The sequence below is a fragment of the Subtercola vilae genome (assembly GCF_004923255.1).
GTDB classification, from domain to species: domain Bacteria; phylum Actinomycetota; class Actinomycetes; order Actinomycetales; family Microbacteriaceae; genus Subtercola; species Subtercola vilae.
In genome coordinates, this window is the sequence record NZ_QYRT01000009.1 from 115,209 (window position 1) to 132,111 (window position 16,903).

At 65.7% G+C, this 16,903-nt stretch carries 19 protein-coding genes and 1 tRNA gene; 9 read left to right on the plus strand and 11 right to left on the minus strand.

Annotated features, from left to right (window positions below; genetic code table 11):
- Positions 1–27: 27 nt before the first annotated feature.
- Genes D4765_RS06985 through D4765_RS06995 form a run of 3 tightly spaced genes read left to right on the plus strand, consistent with a single transcriptional unit; the run spans position 28 to position 2,777 of the window.
- Complete coding sequence (locus tag D4765_RS06985) at positions 28–1,605, plus strand: ATP-binding cassette domain-containing protein (protein ID WP_136641567.1); 1,578 nt, start codon at positions 28–30, stop codon at positions 1,603–1,605.
- Positions 1,606–1,651: 46 nt separating this feature from the next.
- On the plus strand, positions 1,652–2,029 hold the full coding sequence (locus D4765_RS06990) for a DUF1801 domain-containing protein (RefSeq protein WP_136641568.1): 378 nt from the start codon (positions 1,652–1,654) through the stop codon (positions 2,027–2,029).
- Between the two features lie 31 nt (positions 2,030–2,060).
- Positions 2,061–2,777, plus strand: coding sequence for a DUF998 domain-containing protein (locus D4765_RS06995; RefSeq protein ID WP_136641569.1), 717 nt, complete (start codon positions 2,061–2,063; stop codon positions 2,775–2,777).
- Here D4765_RS06995 and D4765_RS07000 read toward each other — a convergent pair.
- From D4765_RS07000 to D4765_RS07040, 10 genes are all read right to left on the minus strand, one after another.
- Positions 2,725–5,169, minus strand: a complete 2,445-nt coding sequence (locus tag D4765_RS07000; RefSeq protein ID WP_136641570.1) for an ATP-binding cassette domain-containing protein — start codon at positions 5,167–5,169, stop codon at positions 2,725–2,727. The two genes, D4765_RS06995 and D4765_RS07000, sit on opposite strands and share 53 nt — an antisense overlap.
- 82 nt (positions 5,170–5,251) lie before the next feature.
- A complete protein-coding gene (locus tag D4765_RS07005; RefSeq protein WP_136641571.1) occupies positions 5,252–6,151 on the minus strand; it encodes a putative RNA methyltransferase in 900 nt (299 codons plus the stop codon).
- Between the two features lie 105 nt (positions 6,152–6,256).
- Positions 6,257–6,496 (minus strand): helix-turn-helix domain-containing protein, encoded by a 240-nt coding sequence (locus D4765_RS19140; protein ID WP_161580374.1) that lies wholly within the window; start codon positions 6,494–6,496, stop codon positions 6,257–6,259.
- An 8-nt stretch (positions 6,497–6,504) separates the two neighbouring features.
- On the minus strand, positions 6,505–6,693 hold the full coding sequence (locus D4765_RS19145; protein WP_161580375.1) for a hypothetical protein: 189 nt from the start codon (positions 6,691–6,693) through the stop codon (positions 6,505–6,507).
- 288 nt (positions 6,694–6,981) lie between these two features.
- Complete coding sequence (locus D4765_RS07015) at positions 6,982–7,638, minus strand: hypothetical protein (protein ID WP_237280298.1); 657 nt, start codon at positions 7,636–7,638, stop codon at positions 6,982–6,984.
- Positions 7,639–7,671: 33 nt separating this feature from the next.
- Positions 7,672–8,154, minus strand: a complete 483-nt coding sequence (locus tag D4765_RS07020) for a SecDF P1 head subdomain-containing protein (protein ID WP_136641573.1) — start codon at positions 8,152–8,154, stop codon at positions 7,672–7,674.
- Between the two features lie 121 nt (positions 8,155–8,275).
- Positions 8,276–8,348, minus strand: a tRNA-Arg gene (locus tag D4765_RS07025).
- A gap of 28 nt (positions 8,349–8,376) precedes the next feature.
- Positions 8,377–9,939: an amino acid permease gene (locus D4765_RS07030; protein WP_136641574.1), complete on the minus strand. Its 1,563-nt coding sequence runs from the start codon at positions 9,937–9,939 to the stop codon at positions 8,377–8,379.
- Between the two features lie 128 nt (positions 9,940–10,067).
- Positions 10,068–10,856, minus strand: coding sequence for a hypothetical protein (locus D4765_RS07035; RefSeq protein WP_201799248.1), 789 nt, complete (start codon positions 10,854–10,856; stop codon positions 10,068–10,070).
- 95 nt (positions 10,857–10,951) lie between these two features.
- Positions 10,952–11,146 carry a hypothetical protein gene (locus D4765_RS07040; protein ID WP_136641575.1) on the minus strand — a complete coding sequence of 65 codons (195 nt, stop codon included), beginning with the start codon at positions 11,144–11,146 and terminating at the stop codon, positions 10,952–10,954.
- A 138-nt stretch (positions 11,147–11,284) separates the two neighbouring features.
- Here D4765_RS07040 and msrA point away from each other — a divergent pair, with 138 nt between their 5' ends.
- The 5 genes from msrA to D4765_RS07065 all read left to right on the plus strand — a co-directional run bounded on the left by msrA (position 11,285) and on the right by D4765_RS07065 (position 15,268).
- Entirely contained in the window at positions 11,285–11,812 is a 528-nt protein-coding gene (msrA, locus tag D4765_RS07045) for a peptide-methionine (S)-S-oxide reductase MsrA (RefSeq protein ID WP_136641576.1), read from the plus strand.
- A gap of 157 nt (positions 11,813–11,969) precedes the next feature.
- Positions 11,970–12,524, plus strand: a complete 555-nt coding sequence (locus tag D4765_RS07050; RefSeq protein WP_136641577.1) for a single-stranded DNA-binding protein — start codon at positions 11,970–11,972, stop codon at positions 12,522–12,524.
- 66 nt (positions 12,525–12,590) lie between these two features.
- On the plus strand, positions 12,591–13,088 hold the full coding sequence (locus D4765_RS07055; protein WP_136641578.1) for a DUF6993 domain-containing protein: 498 nt from the start codon (positions 12,591–12,593) through the stop codon (positions 13,086–13,088).
- Positions 13,089–13,090: 2 nt separating this feature from the next.
- Entirely contained in the window at positions 13,091–14,773 is a 1,683-nt protein-coding gene (gene ettA, locus D4765_RS07060; protein ID WP_136641579.1) for an energy-dependent translational throttle protein EttA, read from the plus strand.
- Between the two features lie 27 nt (positions 14,774–14,800).
- A complete protein-coding gene (locus D4765_RS07065) occupies positions 14,801–15,268 on the plus strand; it encodes an acyl-CoA thioesterase (RefSeq protein ID WP_201799249.1) in 468 nt (155 codons plus the stop codon).
- On the opposite strand, the gene D4765_RS07070 is transcribed toward D4765_RS07065, so the two are convergent.
- Positions 15,252–16,139 (minus strand): acyl-CoA thioesterase, encoded by an 888-nt coding sequence (locus tag D4765_RS07070; protein ID WP_136641581.1) that lies wholly within the window; start codon positions 16,137–16,139, stop codon positions 15,252–15,254. The two genes, D4765_RS07065 and D4765_RS07070, sit on opposite strands and share 17 nt — an antisense overlap.
- Before the next feature lie 77 nt (positions 16,140–16,216).
- Between D4765_RS07070 and D4765_RS07075 the strand changes: the two genes are divergently transcribed.
- Positions 16,217–16,876: a DUF8185 domain-containing protein gene (locus D4765_RS07075; RefSeq protein ID WP_136641582.1), complete on the plus strand. Its 660-nt coding sequence runs from the start codon at positions 16,217–16,219 to the stop codon at positions 16,874–16,876.
- Positions 16,877–16,903 lie beyond the last annotated feature (27 nt).

Genomic DNA, 16,903 nt, shown 5'->3' on the forward strand with positions numbered 1-16,903 from the left:
CGCGCTGCGAACACTGAGTGACAGCGGATGCCCGTGTCTGGCCTCGCACTTCACCTGAGCTCTGTCTCGGCGAGGTCGTCGCCCGGCACGGGCATTCGTGCTGTGTCGTTCGCGGTGCCCGCGGGGGCCGTGCACGGCATTCTGGCCGAAAACCTCTCGGGGGCATCCGAGGTTCTCGCTGTGATCGGCGGCTTTCTGCCGGTCACCGAGGGTGTTCTCCGCATCGGCGGTGAGCCTCGCCGCTTCGACGGGTACCGCGCCGCCGAAACACTCGGCGTGCGGGTGCTGCGCGGCGAACCCGCCATCGTTCCGCACACCTCGGTGGCAGAGAACATCTTCCTCGGACACGAGAAGTCGGTGGGCGGTTTCATTCGATTCGACCGGTTGAACGCGAACGCCGCCGAGCTGCTCACCCGTTTCGGTCTCGGGGCGACGGTCGATCCGCGGTCACCCGGGTCGGGCTTGTCGCGTGCCGAACGCCAGGTCGTAGAGCTGGTGCGCTGCGTGGTGGCCCAGCGAACAGTCGTGCTGATCGACGAACCGTTCACGGGTCTCGACGCTGCGGGCCTCGCGTTGGTGGCAGCCGGCATCCGGCGGCTCTCTGCTGAGGGGGTCACCGTGGTGGTGGCGACGCACCGCATCGACATGCTGACGCAGGTTGCCCAGAACGTGAGCGTGCTGTCGCGCGGCGAGGTCGTCGAAACGGTGTCGATGCTCGAGGGGCGGCCCTCTGAGGCGCGGTTGATCGAACACATGACAGCGAACATCCGGGTGTCGCCGCGCCCGCTGCACGAGACGCGTGAGGCCGGGCCCGTGGTCTTCGAGATCGCCGGGTGGAGCGCCTACCACGTGGTCGATTCAGACACGGCTGTAGTGCGGGATGTGTCGCTGAACGCCCGTCGCGGTGAGATCGTCGGGCTGGCGGGACTTGCCGGTTCGGGTATCGCCGAGCTGGCGCTCAGCCTCTTCGCGCGCTCGTACAGCTCGAGCGTGACCGGCACCATGCTCGTGAACGGCAGCCCCCTGGTGGCCGAGACCCCGCAGCAGTCGGTTGCGGGTGGGGTGGGGCTCTCGACGAGCGCGAACCTGCGGTACGACCTGAAACTGTTGGGCGGCATTCCGTCACGCGTCTCGCCGTCGCTTCTCGGCAGGCTGGCACGTTTCGGCTTGGTCGACCGGCATCGCGACTACGAGACGGCGTCGCCCGCGTTCGGCCTCGGCGGAATCTCGGCGCTCGTCGGCAACCGCGCCGCCGCCGCAGCGGCGGCAGACGGCGGGTGGTCTGCGGGCGCCAGGCGGCATGTGGATGCCCTGAAGCTGTGGCTCGACCAGCCCCTCGAGGCGCGCCCCGTCGTTGTCGTTCTCGATCACCCCACCGCCTCGCTCGAGGGCGAGCAGTTGCACGCTGTGCGCGACCTCATCGTCGAACTCGCCACTGGCGGCACTGCCGTGCTGCTGGCCTCCGACAATCTCGACGAGCTGCTGATCATGACGAACCGCATCTTCACTCTGGCCGAGGGGCGGGTGACCGCCGAGCTCGTGACGCGGCAGGCCACCGCACCCTCCGTGCTTGCCGGCATGATCGGTCGCACCTCGTCATCGTGACCGCGGTGCCTGCTCGTATGATGAAGGCGACCGAAGGAAGGTGCTCGTGACTCCCGCAGAAGAGATCGACAACCTGATCAGAACCCACCCCGACTGGCGTGGGGCCGCACTGGCGAATGCCCGCCGCATCATCAGCGAGGTCGACCCCGGCATCGTCGAAGAGTGGAAGTGGATGGGCGCGCCCGTCTGGGAGCTCGACGGCATTCTGGTCGTGGGCAACATCTTCAAGACGAAGGTGAAGCTCGGCTTCATGTACGGCGCCCTCATCACCGACGCCACAGGTCTCTTCAACGGCGAACTGGGCGGCAACCAGCGTCGCTCGTACGAGTTGGCCGAGGGCGATGTGATCGACGAAGAGGGGCTGAAGGCTCTCGTTCGCGAGGCCATCGCGTTCAACCATGCCAAGCGGGCCAATAAGAAGTAGCGTTCCGAGACGGCACAGGGGAGGAGCACCGATGTCGCTTTCGTCCGCTCGGCCTGTCGCTGTCGCTGTCGCCCGACGGCCCGCGCTCGCCGCTGCTGCGCTCTGGGCCGCAGCGGGCCTCGCCTACGTCGCTGCCGAGGCCGCCGCCGCGGCAGCATTCCCCGGGTACAGCTACGCCACGAACTACATCAGTGACCTCGGTGTGCCTGAGGTGGGCGTCTTTCAGGGGCGAACCATCGACTCGCCACTGCATGACCTGGTCAATCTCGCTTTCGTGGCGCAGGGCATCCTCTTCATCACCGCTGCGATTCTCCTCACGCGGGCGGTCACCGGCGGCGCTCGCCGCACCTTCCTCGTGCTCGCGGCACTGCACTCGGTGGGAATCGTTCTGGTCGGCGTCTTCCATGGCAGCCAGGCCAGTACCGCGGCCGGGCTCGAAGTGCTGCACGTCGGGGGAGCGGGCCTTGCCATCGTGGCCGGAAACGTGGCCGTCGTCGTGGCCGGTCTCGGCTCGACGGCACGCGGTACCCCCACCTGGTACCGCGTCGTGAGCACCGGGCTCGGGATGCTCGGCCTCGCCTCACTCGTACTGCTCGAACTCGGCTACTACACACCGGGCCTGAAACTGTTGCCTGACGGCGTGCTCGAACGGGGCTCGGTCTACTCGATCATCGTATGGGAGCTGCTGACAGCGGTCACGCTGCTGGTGGGCGTGACCCGACGTAGGCCGCCAGATGCTGGCCGGTGAGGGTCTGCCGCCCGGCCACGAGGTCTGCCGGTGTGCCCTCGAAGACGATGCGCCCGCCGTCGTGGCCTGCCCCGGGGCCGAGGTCGATGATCCAGTCGGCGTGCGCCATCACGGCCTGGTGATGCTCCACCACAACGACCGAGGTGCCAGAGTCGACCAGCCGGTCGAGCAGGCCGAGCAGCTGCTCGACATCGGCGAGGTGCAGGCCCGTGGTGGGCTCGTCGAGCACGTAGATCTCGCCTGACTCCGCCATCTGGTTCGCAAGCTTCAAGCGCTGGCGTTCGCCACCCGACAGCGTGGTGAGGGGCTGCCCGAGGCTCAGGTAGCCCAGGCCCACGTCGACGAGACGCGCGAGAATGGTGTGCACGGCCGGAGTGCGCGCCTCACCTTCGCCGAAGAACGCCGCGGCGTCGACCATCGACAGGGAGAGAACTTCGCTGATGTCGAGGCCGCCGAGGTGGTACTCGAGCACCTGCGCGTCGAACCGCTTTCCGTCGCAGACCTCGCACACTCGTGAGACGCTGGCCATCACGCCGAGGTCGGTGTAGATCACTCCGGCGCCGTTGCAATTGGGGCAGGCTCCTTCGGAGTTCGCGCTGAACAGGGCGGGCTTCACGCCGTTGGCCTTGGCAAAAGCCTTGCGGATGGGTTCGAGCATCCCCGTGTAGGTGGCAGGGTTGCTGCGCCGGGAGCCGCGGATGGCGCCCTGATCGATCGAGACCACCCCCGCGCCGGCCGGAATCGAGCCGTGCACCAGCGAGCTCTTGCCCGAGCCCGCCACGCCGGTGACGACCACCAGCACGCCGAGGGGAATGTCGACATCGACACCCGTCAGGTTGTGCGTCTTCGCCCCTCGAATCTCGAGCGCGCCCGTCGAGGTGCGTACCGATGCCTTGACCGAATGGCGGTCGTCGAGGTGCCGGCCGGTCAGCGTGTCGCTCGCGCGCAGCTCGTCGACGGTTCCTTCGAAGCACACCTCGCCGCCGCCGGTGCCGGCCCCTGGGCCGAGGTCGACCACATGGTCGGCGATGGCGATCATCTCGGGCTTGTGCTCGACCACGAGTACGGTGTTGCCCTTGTCGCGCAGCTGCAGCAGCAGCGCATTCATGTGTTCGATGTCGTGCGGGTGCAACCCGATGGTCGGCTCGTCGAAGATGTACGTGACGTCGGTGAGCGACGAACCGAGGTGCCTGATCATCTTCGTGCGCTGGGCCTCGCCGCCCGAGAGCGTGCCGGCCGGGCGGTCGAGAGAGAGGTAGCCCAGCCCGATCTCGACGAACGAGTCGAGGGTCTGCAGAAGCCCGCCCAGCAGGGGAGCGACCGTCGGCTCGTCAAGTCCCCGCACCCACTCGGCGAGGTCGCTGATCTGCATCGCGCACGCGTCGGCGATGGAGATACCGCCGACCAGTGATGACCGGGCCGCCTCGCTGAGGCGCGTGCCGCCGCACTCGGGGCAGGTCGTGAAGGTGACTGCTCTGTCGACGAACGCGCGGATGTGCGGCTGCATGGCCTCGCGGTCTTTCGACAGAAACGACTTCTGCACCTTGGGCACGAGCCCCTCGTACGTCATGTTGATGTCGCCGACCTTCACCTTCACCGGTTCGCGGTACAGAAAGTCGTCGCGTTCCTTTGCTGAATAGTCGCGAATGGGCTTGTCGGCGTCGAGAAAACCCGAGCCGGTGAAGATGCGAACGCCCCAGCCGTCGGCGGTGTAACCGGGAATGGTCAGGGCGCCCTCGTTGAGCGACTTCGTCTCGTCGAACAGCTGCGCGAGGTCGATGTCGTTCACTGTGCCCATGCCCTCGCAGCGCGGGCACTGGCCACCCGTCACGGTGAAGCTTCGCCGCTCCTTCACCGTGCGACCGGCTTTCTCCATGGTGACGGCCCCAGCGCCGCTCACCGACGGCACGTTGAACGAGAACGCCTGCGGTGAGCCGATGTGCGGATGCCCGAGCCTACTGAACACGATGCGAAGCAGTGCGTTCGTGTCGGTCGCCGTTCCGACGGTCGAGCGGGAGTTCGCCCCCATGCGCTCCTGGTCGACGATGATCGCCGTGGTCAGGCCCTCGAGTACATCGACGTCGGGCCGGGAGAGCGTGGGCATGAGACCCTGCAGAAAGGCGCTGTACGTTTCGTTGATCATCCGTTGCGACTCTGCAGCGATGGTGCCGAAGACCAATGAGCTCTTGCCCGAGCCCGAGACGCCGGTGAAGACCGTCAGCCGGCGTTTGGGCAGCTCGAGGTCGATGTTCTTCAGGTTGTTCTCGCGCGCGCCGCGAACCCTGATGAGGTCATGGCTGTCGGCGGCCGGTGTTGCCGGTGTGACCGGTGTTGCCGGTGCTCCTGGCGCGGCCGCTGACGGGGTGGCCGCTGACGGGGTGGTGATCTTCATGGCAGCCAGCATAGGGCGGGCGACCGACAGGCGCTGGTCGATCGCTGATCAGTGTCGGTGGCGGGTGGTCGGGGCTCCCTCGTCAGTGCCGAAAACGGCTGATCGTCACTGCGACGCTCGTCGACAGTGTGTCGGGCAGAGCCCGTGCCAGCTCCTCGATGTCGGCTCGTTCGCGATGAAACGCGTTCGGCCCCATCATGATGGAGTCGACCACGTCGGCGGGAGTGAGATCGACCACGTAGTCGAGGTCGACGGTGCCGGCGGGCTGCAGCGGTTGCATGGCTTCGATGAGCCGCGCCTGCTTGTCTGCCCCGATGGCGAGCAGCGCGAAACGTTCGCGCAGCTGCGCGAGGTGCGCTTCTCGAGGCGTGACCACAATCACCTCGCCGTCTGCTGCGAGCACCCGCGCCACTTCGTCGCCGCGGCGCGGGCCGAAGATGCTCAGCACCAGGTCGACCTGGGCTGAGGCGATCGGCAGCAGTGCGCGCACGTCACCGGTGGCCGAAGCGAGCCGGGGGTGGGTGCGGGCAGCGGCGCGGGCAGCGTTCTTCGAGACGTCGAGGGTGAGGCCGTGCATCCGGGGCCGGGCGTCGAGTACGTGTGCCGCGTAGTAGCCCGTGCCGCCGGCGAGCTCGACGCACCAACCGGATGGCCCGTTGCCCGTGCCCGTGCTGGTGCTGGTGTTCGCGTGCTCGGCGAAGGCCTTCGCGATCGCGTCGGCGATGGGCGCGTAGTGCCCGCGCGCCAGGTGCCGGCCGCGGGCAGCAACCATCTCGGCGGTGTCGCCGTGGTGGTGCGGGCCGCCGCCGATGGTGAGCGAGGCATAGCCCTGCCGGGCGATGTCGAAGGCATGGCCGTTCTCGCAGCGCAGCGATCGGCTGCCGACGCCGAAGGTACTGGTGCCGAATGTGCTGGTGCCGAATGAGCCTCCGCAGAGTGGGCAGGCAAGAATGTCGAGGCTTCGCTCGAGAGCGTCTGTCACGGCTGGGCTGGCGCGCTCTGCACGGGCGTGCGCTGGTTCTGGGGCATTCCCCGAGACTAGCCGCACGCCGCACGCCGCACGCCGCACGAGGCGCGTGCGGCCCTGTCAGGCCGAGGCCGGGTAGCGCGAGGGCAGGTCACCGTAGACGCGCTTGAACGCGGCCCGCAGCCCGTGACTCGACGAGAACCCGCACAGTGTTGCTAACGCAGTGAGGCTGATTTTCGGAGTCTGGCGATCATCGAGATAGTCGGCAGCAGTGCGGGCGCGCGCGGCCTGCACGGCGCTGGCGACGCTGTCGCCATTGCTCTGGAACGCCCGCTGAAGGTGCCGGGTCGAGACGCTCAACTGTCGGCTCAGAGTCTGAGGGTCGAGAGTGGGGTCACGATGGCTGTTCCGGATGATCTCCAGAGCCCGGGCGTGAAGACCGGCACTCTCAACGGGGATGCTTCGAGCTGGGCGACCGGCATTGCGATGCTGAGCTGCCTGCTCGCGGTGTGGGCTTCGGTGGTACTCGAATCCCATCCGGCTGAGATGTAGGGCACTCCCAGCTCGTGGCAGGCCCCCACTGCTCGGCTGCAGATGTCGAAGCTGAAATCGACCGGAAAGTGTTGGTCACACCGGTTCCTCTGTGCGGTTGTCACCGGAGACGGCTGCGTAGAGCAGGCGCCGATGAGTTCTTCCACTGAGGAAGACGCACGAACGGTGATTTCGTGACGCCTCAGGCCCAAGCCTGATCGGGTTTTTGCGTTGCGCCGAACTGTTGTCTGCGGCCGTGGGTGGCTCAGGATGCTTCCCTGCTGGATGCGTGGAGCCGGGCATCCAGCACCGGCTCAGCGACGAGCTCGGTGAAACTGGTTGAGGGCTTCGCTGTAATGCCGGGGGTCGTCGCGTGTCTCGGCTGTGACAAGGAGCGAGTGCGGGCCGATGTCACGGGTGAAGGTGCCAACGCAGGGAACCACCACGACCGTGGTGAGCCCTGCCCTCCACGCTGCGCTGAGCGAGTCGACCGAAAGTCGCTCGGGGTGTTCGTTCAGAGGGCGCGAGTGCCCTCGGGCGAGGGCCTCGAAGTTCGCTCTGTTCCACGCTGCGTACTTCGGGGTGATGGCGTCATCGCCGAATGTGTCGCGCCAGTCAGGGCCCACCAGGGTTCGCAGCAGTTCGGCGCGCTCGGCCGAGCCAGTTGGCGTTTCGCGCAGCTCTTCGAACAGTTTCTCATCGTGCACCCGGCCGGCGTGGTCGAGGCAGGCCTTCCAGAGGGCGGGCCAGGCGTTGCGCCACTCTGCGATCTGATCAGCCGACGCGCGGGCGTCGGGGTGCTCGCCGACCGATGTGTCAGACAGAAGCGGAGGGAGATCGAACCCGGTCGGTTGCAGGTTGCAGGCTTCGCGTATCCAGAGCAGCTCGATGAGGGCGTTCGGTTCGTCATCGACGGTGATGAGCATGTCGTGTGGCCAGGGATTGTCTGGAATCGGAACGGATGAACGCATTACGTCTTCTGTCGGAGAAATCGGAGTGTTTGTTCAGTGCCCGAGGATTGCATCGACGAGGTCGGCGGCGTTCTCTCCCGGCGAGACGATGATCGACACCTCGCCACTCTCGATGGCGGCAAGCACGACAGGGGCACCGATGATCTTCTCGCCGGCCTTCATGACGAGTCGAGCGGTTGATCCCGCCGCGACGGCCTGTGTGGTGAGCGTGCTCAGAACCGTGCTGCCTTCGCCGGTGAATGTTACGTGCACCAGACTCTGCCCGTTGCTTTCATCGACAGCGGCGTCTTTCACCCCCGCGTCCGTGAAATCGGGTGGTGTCACCAAACTTTCGCCGTTGATCAAAACGCACGTCGCACTCGTAGCCTCAGTGCAGGTCTCAGACAGGGCGAGCTCGATCTTCGCGGAGCTGGATGCCGGTGTGGCTCCGGCTGAACCCCCGTTCGCGCTTGCGCAGGCGCTCAACGCGAGAACTGCGATCACTGCGATCGTCAATCCAGCCGATCGAACAGTCATGACTTCCCCCTCAGCCGATGGACTTCTGCGTCACACCCCTCAGGTCAGCCTACGCACTGTTCGCCCAAGCGCGTCAGCAACGGTGGCGATTCCCGAGGGAGGGCGAACGGCGCGGGCGGAGTGCCCCTGGTAGGAATCGAACCTACGACAAGCGGATTAGAAGGCCGCTGCTCTATCCACTGAGCTACAGAGGCAACTTCACGATGTTACTACGCCCGCCTGCTATTTCTCGTCGGGCGGAGTGGGCGCGCTCTTGTCCCGCAGGGCATCCGTTGCCTGCCGGGCAGGAATGACGGGGAACGGGCCGGTGATACCCTCGCGAGCCTGGGCGATGGCGAGAATCTTGCCGCGTGAGAGGTACCAGCCGAGAATGAGCAGCGGAATCACGATGATCAGCGATGCGACGGTGAAGGTTCCGATCGGGTAGTCGATCGCCATCAGAACGAGCACACCCGCCAGAAAGACCAGCGTCAGCCAGGCGGTCACGGGCGCCCCTGGCAGCCTGAACTGCGGCCGCACGAGCTTGCCTTCTTTCGCCCATGTGCGTAGCCGCATCTGGCTCAGGATGATCGTGGCCCAGCCTGCGACGATTCCGAGTGCTGAGACGTTCAGTACGATCTCGAACGCCTGGCTCGGCGCTATGGCGTTCAGGCCCACGCCCAGCAGGGTGATGCTGGCAGTGAGCAGGATGCCCCCGAACGGTACCCCGCTCTTGTTCATCCTCGTGGTGAACTTCGGGGCCGAGCCGTTCATGCCCATCGAGTGCAGAACGCGCCCGGTGGAGTAGAGCCCGGCGTTGAGGCTCGAGAGGGCGGCGGTGAGCACAACGAAGTTCATGATCGATCCGGCGATGAGCCCCACGTCGGTGCTGCCGATGCTGGAGAAGAACGTGACGAAGGGGCTCTGGCCTGCTGAGTACGCGGTGTACGGCAGCAGGAGTGACAGCAGCACAATCGACCCGACGTAGAAGACCGCAATGCGCAGAATGACGGTATTGATGGCCCTCGGGATGACCTCCTTGGCTTTCTGCGTTTCACCCGACGCGGTGCCCACCAACTCGATACCGGCGTAGGCGAACACGACGCCCTGCACCACGATCACGACGGGAAGCAGCCCATTCGGGAAGATGCCGCCATTGCTCTGAAGCAGTGACAGGCCCGGTGCCAGGGTCTGGCCGCCGACGTGAACCGGAAACTGGCCGGCCAGAAAGACGATGCCGATGATGAGAAACGCCACCAGCGCGGTCACTTTGATGAGGGCGAACCAGAATTCCATCTCGCCGAACACCTTCACCGAGACGAGGTTGAGGGTGAGAACCACGGCCAGGGCGATCAGGGCGAGGAGCCACTGTGGTGCCGAGGTGAAGAAAGACCAGTAGCGCACGTACAGGGCAACGGCGGTGACGTCGACAATCGAGGTCATGGCCCAGTTCAGAAAATACATCCAGCCCGCGGCATAGGCGAACTTCTCGCCATAGAATTCGCGAGCGTAGGAGACGAACGAGCCCGACGAGGGGCGATGCAGCACGAGTTCGCCCAGTGCCCGCAGGATGAAGAACGCGAACACGCCGCAGATGGCGAAGACGATGGCGAGCGCGGGGCCGGCGCCGGCCAGACGACCGCCCGCGCCGAGGAACAGGCCGGTGCCGATGGCGCCCCCGATGGCGATCATCTGCACCTGGCGCGGCTTCAGCCCGTGCTGGAACCCCTGTTGTTCGTGGGAGAAGTCACGCGGAACGTGCGTTGGGTCTGGTGTGTCCTTTTCGCGGTCGTCGAGCTGAGTCATGAACACCCCATTCACGGCCGACGTGTGTCGGCGCCAAGTTTTTACAACCTAGCCCCGACCGAACGCTTTGGCGATGATTGAGCAGCACTAATTAGTTCTTGACTTTCGCGCCGACGGCGCGATCGATGCTATGACGCCGATCGGGCGTTGCCGGAGTCGATCTGGCGTTCGAGCGCGTCGACGTCGCTCAGCACGCGCTGTGTGTCGAGGGTGCCGGTGTTCGCGCGGGGTGCAGCCGGCGTCGCGTAGGCCGAAGCCTGGTATGCGGTCGGGGCAACGGCTGGGGTCGATTCGGCTGCCGAAGTCGAAGTCGAAGTCGAATTCGAAGCCGGAACAGGAGCCACGGGAGCTGCGTACTGCTCGTGGTGTTGCTGAGCGACCCACGCTTCTTGCTGCTGCTGAAGAGTGCGCTCGGTGTCGCCTGACTGGGCCTGCCAACGGTCGAGGTCGCTCTGGAAGCTGCGGCGTGTGCGACCCGGACGGTGTTGCCAGTCGACCAGCTGGTCGCGGAACTGGATCACCGCAGGTTCGATCTGGTAGCCGAACGTCGCCGAGTTGCGCTTCATCTCGGCGAGCGAGTGCGCGGCCCAGTTTGCGGCGACCGATGCGCCCTTGATGGGCAGCAGTCGCACCTGGATGTCGGCCTGCCCGGTGGCGCGGTCGGCGAGTATCTGCTCTTGGGGCGTTAGCGAGTTCCAGACGGAGGCCTGTTCGGCTGCATCGACGAGTGCGCCGATGGCAGCCACCTTGAGCTCGCGGTCGCGGCTGGTCAGCAAGCGCTTGATCGAGCCGCTGGCTATCAGCGATGCCAGCAGGCCCGCCACGACAATCGACACGGCGGGCACGGCCACGCTTGTCAATACGAAGGCGCCACCGTCAGTGTTCGCCCAGTTGAGAAAGTTGCTCCACCATTCCATGGGGGAAGACTACCTCCGGCCGCAGGCTAAACCGTGGCACGAAACGCACGGTGTGAGGCGAGTCTTCAGCTGGGCATCCGGTAGCCCCGCGCGGCTCAGCCGAAGCACAGTACGGCGTCGTCGATGCTCGAGAAGTCGCCCACGGTGTTCTGCCGACGGGTGGATGCCACGAGTCGGCGTGCCTCGAACCGTGCGCTGTCGGCGACCGGCACCTGCTCGATGTACCCCGCGAGTGAACCGTCTGTTCGAACGACTCGCCACAGTGCCGGGCGAACCTGAATGGTGTGCATGGTGCCTCTTTCGTCGGTGTTCGGTGTTCGGTGTTCTGCGTTCGTCGCCGGCCCGGTCGATGGTGTTGTGCCAACCGTACGAGCGACCACTGACACTGGCCTGGCCGCCCGCCCGGCAGCGGTCGTAGGCTTGACGGCATGCAAACTTTTGTTCTCGCCGGCGGCTGCTTCTGGTGTCTCGACGCCGTCTACCGCACTCTGCACGGTGTTACCGACGTCGTTTCGGGCTACACCGGTGGCTCGAACCCCGACCCCACTTACGAGCAGGTGTGCACTGGGCGCACGGGTCACGCTGAAGTCGTCGCCGTCACCTTCGACCCCGGTGTGATCCCGGCCCACGTGATTCTCGACGTGTTCTTCACCCTGCACGACCCGCGCCAGCTCAATCGCCAGGGAAACGACGTGGGCACCCAGTACCGCTCGGCCATGTTCTTCACCTCGGCCGAGCAGAAAGAGTTGTTCGAGGAGAGCGTCGAGCGAGCCGCCGACCTGTGGGAGGGAGACATCGTGACAGTGGTCGAGCCCCTCGCTGAGTTCTACCCGGCTGAGGCGTACCACCAGGACTTCTTCGCCAAGAACCCCGGCCAGGGCTACTGCATGGCGGTCGCACTGCCGAAGGTGGCGAAGGTGCGAAAGGCCTATGCACCGTATGTCAGGGCCGCGTAGCTCGTTCCGGCCGCTGAGCTGAACCTGGCTTGTCGCTCACACTGAGCGGGCGATGGATGCTCTCCCCAGATGTCGCTCTGGCCTGCCCCAGCGCTGACGCGCCGAGCCAGACTCGGTGCACGGCAGCGCTCGAGCAGCCGTGAGACAGGAGAAAATCGTGACCGACAGCATTGCACTCACCGGCGTCGTGGCTACGGCCCCGCGTCACATCACCACTTCGGAGGGGCTCGACATCACGAGCTTCCGGCTCGCTTCGAGCCAGCGGCGGTTCGACAAGAATCGCCAGACCTGGGTCGACATGGGTACAAATTGGTACACGGTGACGGCCTTCCGCCAGCTCGCGTCGAATCTGGCGGTGTCGGTACAGAAGGGCGACCGCGTGGTCACCGCCGGGCGCATTCGCATTCGCGAGTGGGAGAACGGCGAGAAGTCGGGAACGACGATCGAGATCGAGGCAGAGACGGTGGGCCACGACCTGGCGTGGGGAAATTCGCTCTTCACCAAGTCGCTCTCAGAGAGTGTGCCTTCCTCATCGATGAGTGAGCGCGCGCCGGTCAGCCAGAGTGCCGCCAGCCGCCCGGCCGACAGCTGGGCTGTTCCCGGTATCTCCGGCGACGCCTTTCTGCCTGATGATGAAGCAGACCCGGGCGAGGGGTCAGCAGATTCTGAGGTTTCTTCCAACACTGCTCCTCTAGACTCAAGCGGTCGGTAGGGCCTCGGCTCTGCGGCACGTCTGTTCCATTCACTGCCCACCACGTCTAGCCCCAATGGAGATCTCATGCCTCGGCCGTTGTTTCGTGTGGGGGCGGCGTTCGCTCTCGGTGCTGCCGCCGTCATCATGTTCGCCGCGTGCACGTCGGCAACACCCTCCCCGGCCCCGGCCACGACGGCGGCCTCCACCGCGACGGGTGCCGCGACGAGCGCGCCGACTGCTGCCCCCGTCATCGTGCCCAGTGGTACCGCTGCCGACAACCTGCCCTACTTCGACCACGTGAACACGGGGCTCATAGCGTCGAGCACGGCGGCCGGGCAGACTCCCGACGGTAAGGCGTTCACCTCGGCGTTGCGTGACGCCGGCTTCGGCATCGCATCGATGCAGGTCACGCCCGATATCACCACCGTGGGGGTGAAGGCCGACTCCATTCAGTTCTCGATCGCTGTGAACGGGTCGTGCCTCGTGGGGCAGTACGGTTTCGGGCAGTACCACAGCCTCGTCACGCCGCTGCTCGGCACCGGCAAGTGCCTGATCGGTGAGACCCGCACAATAGACTGGTAACCATGGCCGAATACATTTATTCCATGGTGCGCGCCCGCAAGTCTGTGGGCGACAAGCTGATTCTCGACGACGTGACGATGGCGTTCCTCCCGGGCGCGAAGATCGGCGTGGTGGGGCCGAACGGCGCCGGCAAATCGACCATTCTGAAGATCATGGCGGGGCTCGATACACCGAGCAACGGTGACGCCATCCTGAGCCCCGGCTACACGGTGGGCATCCTCATGCAGGAGCCCGAACTCGACGAGACGAAGACCGTGCTCGAGAACGTTCAAGAGGGCGTGGGCGAGATCAAGGGCAAGATCGATCGCTTCAATGAGATCTCTGCCGCGCTCGCCGACCCCGACGCCGACTTCGACTCACTGCTGGCCGAAATGGGCAACCTGCAAGAAGACATCGACGCGGCCGACGCGTGGGATCTCGACTCGCAGCTCGAGCAGGCCATGGATGCCCTCCGAACCCCGCCGGGAGACGCGAGTGTCGCCAACCTCTCGGGTGGTGAGAAGCGCCGTGTGGCGCTCACTAAGCTCCTGCTGCAGAAGCCCGACCTGCTGCTGCTCGACGAACCCACTAACCACCTCGACGCCGAAAGCGTGCTCTGGCTCGAGCAGCACCTCGCGAAGTACCCGGGTGCCGTTCTCGCCGTGACACACGATAGGTACTTCCTCGACCACGTGGCCGAGTGGATCGCCGAGGTCGACCGCGGCAAGCTCTACCCCTACGAGGGCAACTACTCGACCTACCTCGAGAAGAAGCAAGAGCGCCTGCAGGTGCAGGGTAAGAAAGACCAGAAGCTCTCGAAGCGTCTCGCCGAAGAGCTCGAGTGGGTTCGCTCCAACGCGAAGGGCCGCCAGGCCAAGTCGAAGGCGCGTCTCGCGCGTTACGAGGAGATGGCCACTGAGGCCGAGCGCACCAGAAAGCTCGACTTCGAAGAGATTGTCATCCCCGTGGGCCCCCGCCTCGGCTCGCAGGTCATCGACGCCGACAAACTGCACAAGGGTTTTGATGGCCGCGTTCTCATCGACGACCTCAGCTTCACGCTTCCGCGCAACGGCATCGTGGGCGTCATCGGGCCGAACGGCGTGGGTAAGTCGACTCTGTTCAAGACCATTGTGGGCTTCGAACCGCTCGACTCGGGCAAACTGACCATCGGCAATACGGTCGACATCTCGTACGTCGACCAAGACCGTGGTGGTATCGACCCGAAGAAGACCCTGTGGGAGGTCGTTTCCGACGGGCAAGACTACATTCAGGTCGGCAAGACCGAGATTCCATCACGCGCCTACGTGTCGACGTTCGGGTTCAAGGGCCCCGACCAGCAGAAGGCCGCCGGCGTTCTGTCGGGCGGTGAGCGCAACCGCTTGAACCTCGCCCTCACCCTCAAGCAGGGAGGCAACCTGCTGCTGCTCGACGAACCGACAAACGACCTCGACGTCGAGACCCTCGGCAGCCTTGAGAACGCCCTGCTCGAATTCCCCGGTTGCGCTGTGGTCATCACACACGACCGGTGGTTCCTCGACCGCATCGCCACCCACATCCTCTCGTACGAGGGCAGCGCAGACGAGCCCGCCAAGTGGTACTGGTTCGAGGGCAACTTCGAGTCGTACGAGCAGAACAAGATCGAGCGGCTCGGCCCCGACGCGGCGAAGCCGCACCGTTCGGCCTACCGCAAGCTGACCCGCGACTGACCTGTGAGACTCACCGTACCCACCAGCATGCGCTGGTCAGATCTCGATGCGTACGGTCATGTGAACAACGTGTCGATGCTGCGATTCTTCGAAGAGGCGCGCGTTCACGCGTTCTGGCGCACCACTGAGTACACCGAAGCGTCAGTGGCGCCCCCGATCGACGACAGTATGGCTGTGCTCGACGGCAGTACCGGCGACGAGACCATGATGGTCATCGCGCGCATGAGCGTCGAATACCTCGTGTCGATCCCGTACGTCAGGCGGCCCCTCGACATCGAACTGTGGATAGGGCACCTCGGCGGCGCGAGCCTCGAGGTGTTCTACGAGGTGTGGAGCCCGAAGGGCGACGAGCCCCGCACACTGTTCACCCGGGCATCCACCACCCTCGTGCTCGTCGATACCGCGAGCCAGCGGCCCCGGCGCATGACTGAGGCCGAGCGTGCGGCGTGGGTGCTCTACACCGACGAGCCCGTGGTCTTCAGCTCGCGGCGCTGACTCCGGCCGGCGAGAACCTGATCATTCCCTCCTGGGCCACACTTGCCACGAGGGTTCCGTCGCGGGAGAACATGCGGCCGAGTGACAGGCCGCGGCCACCGCTCGCGCTCGGTGACTCTTGCACGTACAGAAGCCACTCGTCGGCGCGGGCCGGCCGATGCCACCACATGGCATGGTCGAGACTGGCCATCTTCAGGCTGGGGCTGGCCCAGGTTGCACCGTGCCGGCGCAGCACCGACTCGAGAATCGTGTAGTCGCTCGCGTAGGCGAGTGCAGCGCGGTGAAGCGTCGGGTCGTCTGGCAGTGGGCCGAGACTCTTGATCCACACGGCCTGGTGGGCAACGTGCGCAGGGTCGGCCTCGAAGAACACCGGTGAGGTGACATACCGAATGTCGAACGGCCTGCGGTGCGCCCACCCACGAGCCAGCGGGTGATCGATTTGTGCAACGATGTCGTCTGCACTTCGGAGCGTCTCAGGTTCTGGGATGCCCGTGGGCATGTCTGCCTGATGGTCGAGCCCCTCGTCTTCGTTCTGGAACGACGCGATGATCGACAGAATCGGCAAGCCGTTCTGGTACGCCTGGGTTCGCCTGGTTGAGAACGACCGCCCGTCGTGGATGCGCTCGACAGAGAATGTGATGGGTAGCCGCACGTCGCCGGGCCGCAGAAAGTAGCCGTGGGTGGAGTGCACCATTCGAGAGTCATCGACGGTGCGGTCGGCGGCGACGATGGCCTGCGCCAGAACCTGGCCTCCGAACACGCGGCCGAGCGGTGTCCACTCCGACGGACCGGTGAAGATGTCTTCGTTGGTGCGTGCTCCCGTGTCGGTGATGTTCAGCGCCGTGAGCATGCCGCTCAGGGGGTCAGTCATATCGTCTCCTACTCACTGTGTGCAACCGGCGCCCTCGATGCCGCACCGAGCCGCCACCTTCTGTAGTTTAGAAGCTGATGGTTCAATCATTCTCTCTCGTCGACGCGCTCTCGCTGGGCGACCTCAAGGTCTTCCTCGGCCGCGCGGCGCGCGTGGGCACCGGTTCGGTGCGGGTCATCGGCGGGCTCGGTGTGCTCGCGGTCTACGCCTCGGTGCTCGCGCCCAAGGGCCTGCTCGACGAAGCCCCGACGGTGTTGGGGCTTCGCACCTTCGCTCTGGCCGACAAAGAGATCGAGTTCGACGAGATCGTCTCGATCCGAGCGCTGCTCGACCGGCTCGCTTTGCTGTCGGTGACGGTGAACGGTGCCGTCGGCCCGGTCGAGGTTGTTCTGCCGCCGGCGGAGGGTTTCATGGCGTGGGCCGGTATCTCGCCCCCGCGGGGCGGCTGGAAGACGCTCGGGGTGGTCGATGCAGCCATCCTCGAGAAGTCGGCAGAGGCCGGTATCTCCGAGGTCGCGGCCGCGCTGCCGCCCGACACCGGTGAGCTGATCGTGCACCGTGTGCGATCGCAGGTCTGGGGCCGCGCTATCCCCGAAATCGAACGCCGAACCGCTGCCGGCGCCGCCTTTGCGGCCGTCAGCCTCGGCTTTCTCCGCTCTGATGACCCCGTGGCGCTCTACGCCTCCGGCCCCTGGACCCGCCTCACCACTCGCCGCGGCCACATCCTCACCCGCTGACCCCGGCCCCCGCCACCCACCCCGAGC

What these genes read in the sequence shown, in the direction of transcription:
- D4765_RS07065 (WP_201799249.1), top strand. Translation starts at nt 14,801, where the DNA reads ATGCGCTGGTCAGATCTCGATGCGTACGGTCATGTGAACAACGTGTCG.
- D4765_RS07020 (WP_136641573.1), bottom strand. Translation starts at nt 8,154, where the DNA reads ATGACTGTTCGATCGGCTGGATTGACGATCGCAGTGATCGCAGTTCTC.
- D4765_RS07055 (WP_136641578.1), top strand. Translation starts at nt 12,591, where the DNA reads ATGCCTCGGCCGTTGTTTCGTGTGGGGGCGGCGTTCGCTCTCGGTGCT.
- D4765_RS07070 (WP_136641581.1), bottom strand. Translation starts at nt 16,139, where the DNA reads ATGACTGACCCCCTGAGCGGCATGCTCACGGCGCTGAACATCACCGAC.
- D4765_RS07040 (WP_136641575.1), bottom strand. Translation starts at nt 11,146, where the DNA reads ATGCACACCATTCAGGTTCGCCCGGCACTGTGGCGAGTCGTTCGAACA.
- D4765_RS07030 (WP_136641574.1), bottom strand. Translation starts at nt 9,939, where the DNA reads ATGACTCAGCTCGACGACCGCGAAAAGGACACACCAGACCCAACGCAC.
- ettA (WP_136641579.1), top strand. Translation starts at nt 13,091, where the DNA reads ATGGCCGAATACATTTATTCCATGGTGCGCGCCCGCAAGTCTGTGGGC.
- msrA (WP_136641576.1), top strand. Translation starts at nt 11,285, where the DNA reads ATGCAAACTTTTGTTCTCGCCGGCGGCTGCTTCTGGTGTCTCGACGCC.
- D4765_RS07035 (WP_201799248.1), bottom strand. Translation starts at nt 10,856, where the DNA reads ATGGAATGGTGGAGCAACTTTCTCAACTGGGCGAACACTGACGGTGGC.
- D4765_RS06985 (WP_136641567.1), top strand. Translation starts at nt 28, where the DNA reads ATGCCCGTGTCTGGCCTCGCACTTCACCTGAGCTCTGTCTCGGCGAGG.
- D4765_RS07075 (WP_136641582.1), top strand. Translation starts at nt 16,217, where the DNA reads ATGGTTCAATCATTCTCTCTCGTCGACGCGCTCTCGCTGGGCGACCTC.
- D4765_RS06995 (WP_136641569.1), top strand. Translation starts at nt 2,061, where the DNA reads ATGTCGCTTTCGTCCGCTCGGCCTGTCGCTGTCGCTGTCGCCCGACGG.
- D4765_RS07015 (WP_237280298.1), bottom strand. Translation starts at nt 7,638, where the DNA reads ATGCGTTCATCCGTTCCGATTCCAGACAATCCCTGGCCACACGACATG.
- D4765_RS07000 (WP_136641570.1), bottom strand. Translation starts at nt 5,169, where the DNA reads ATGAAGATCACCACCCCGTCAGCGGCCACCCCGTCAGCGGCCGCGCCA.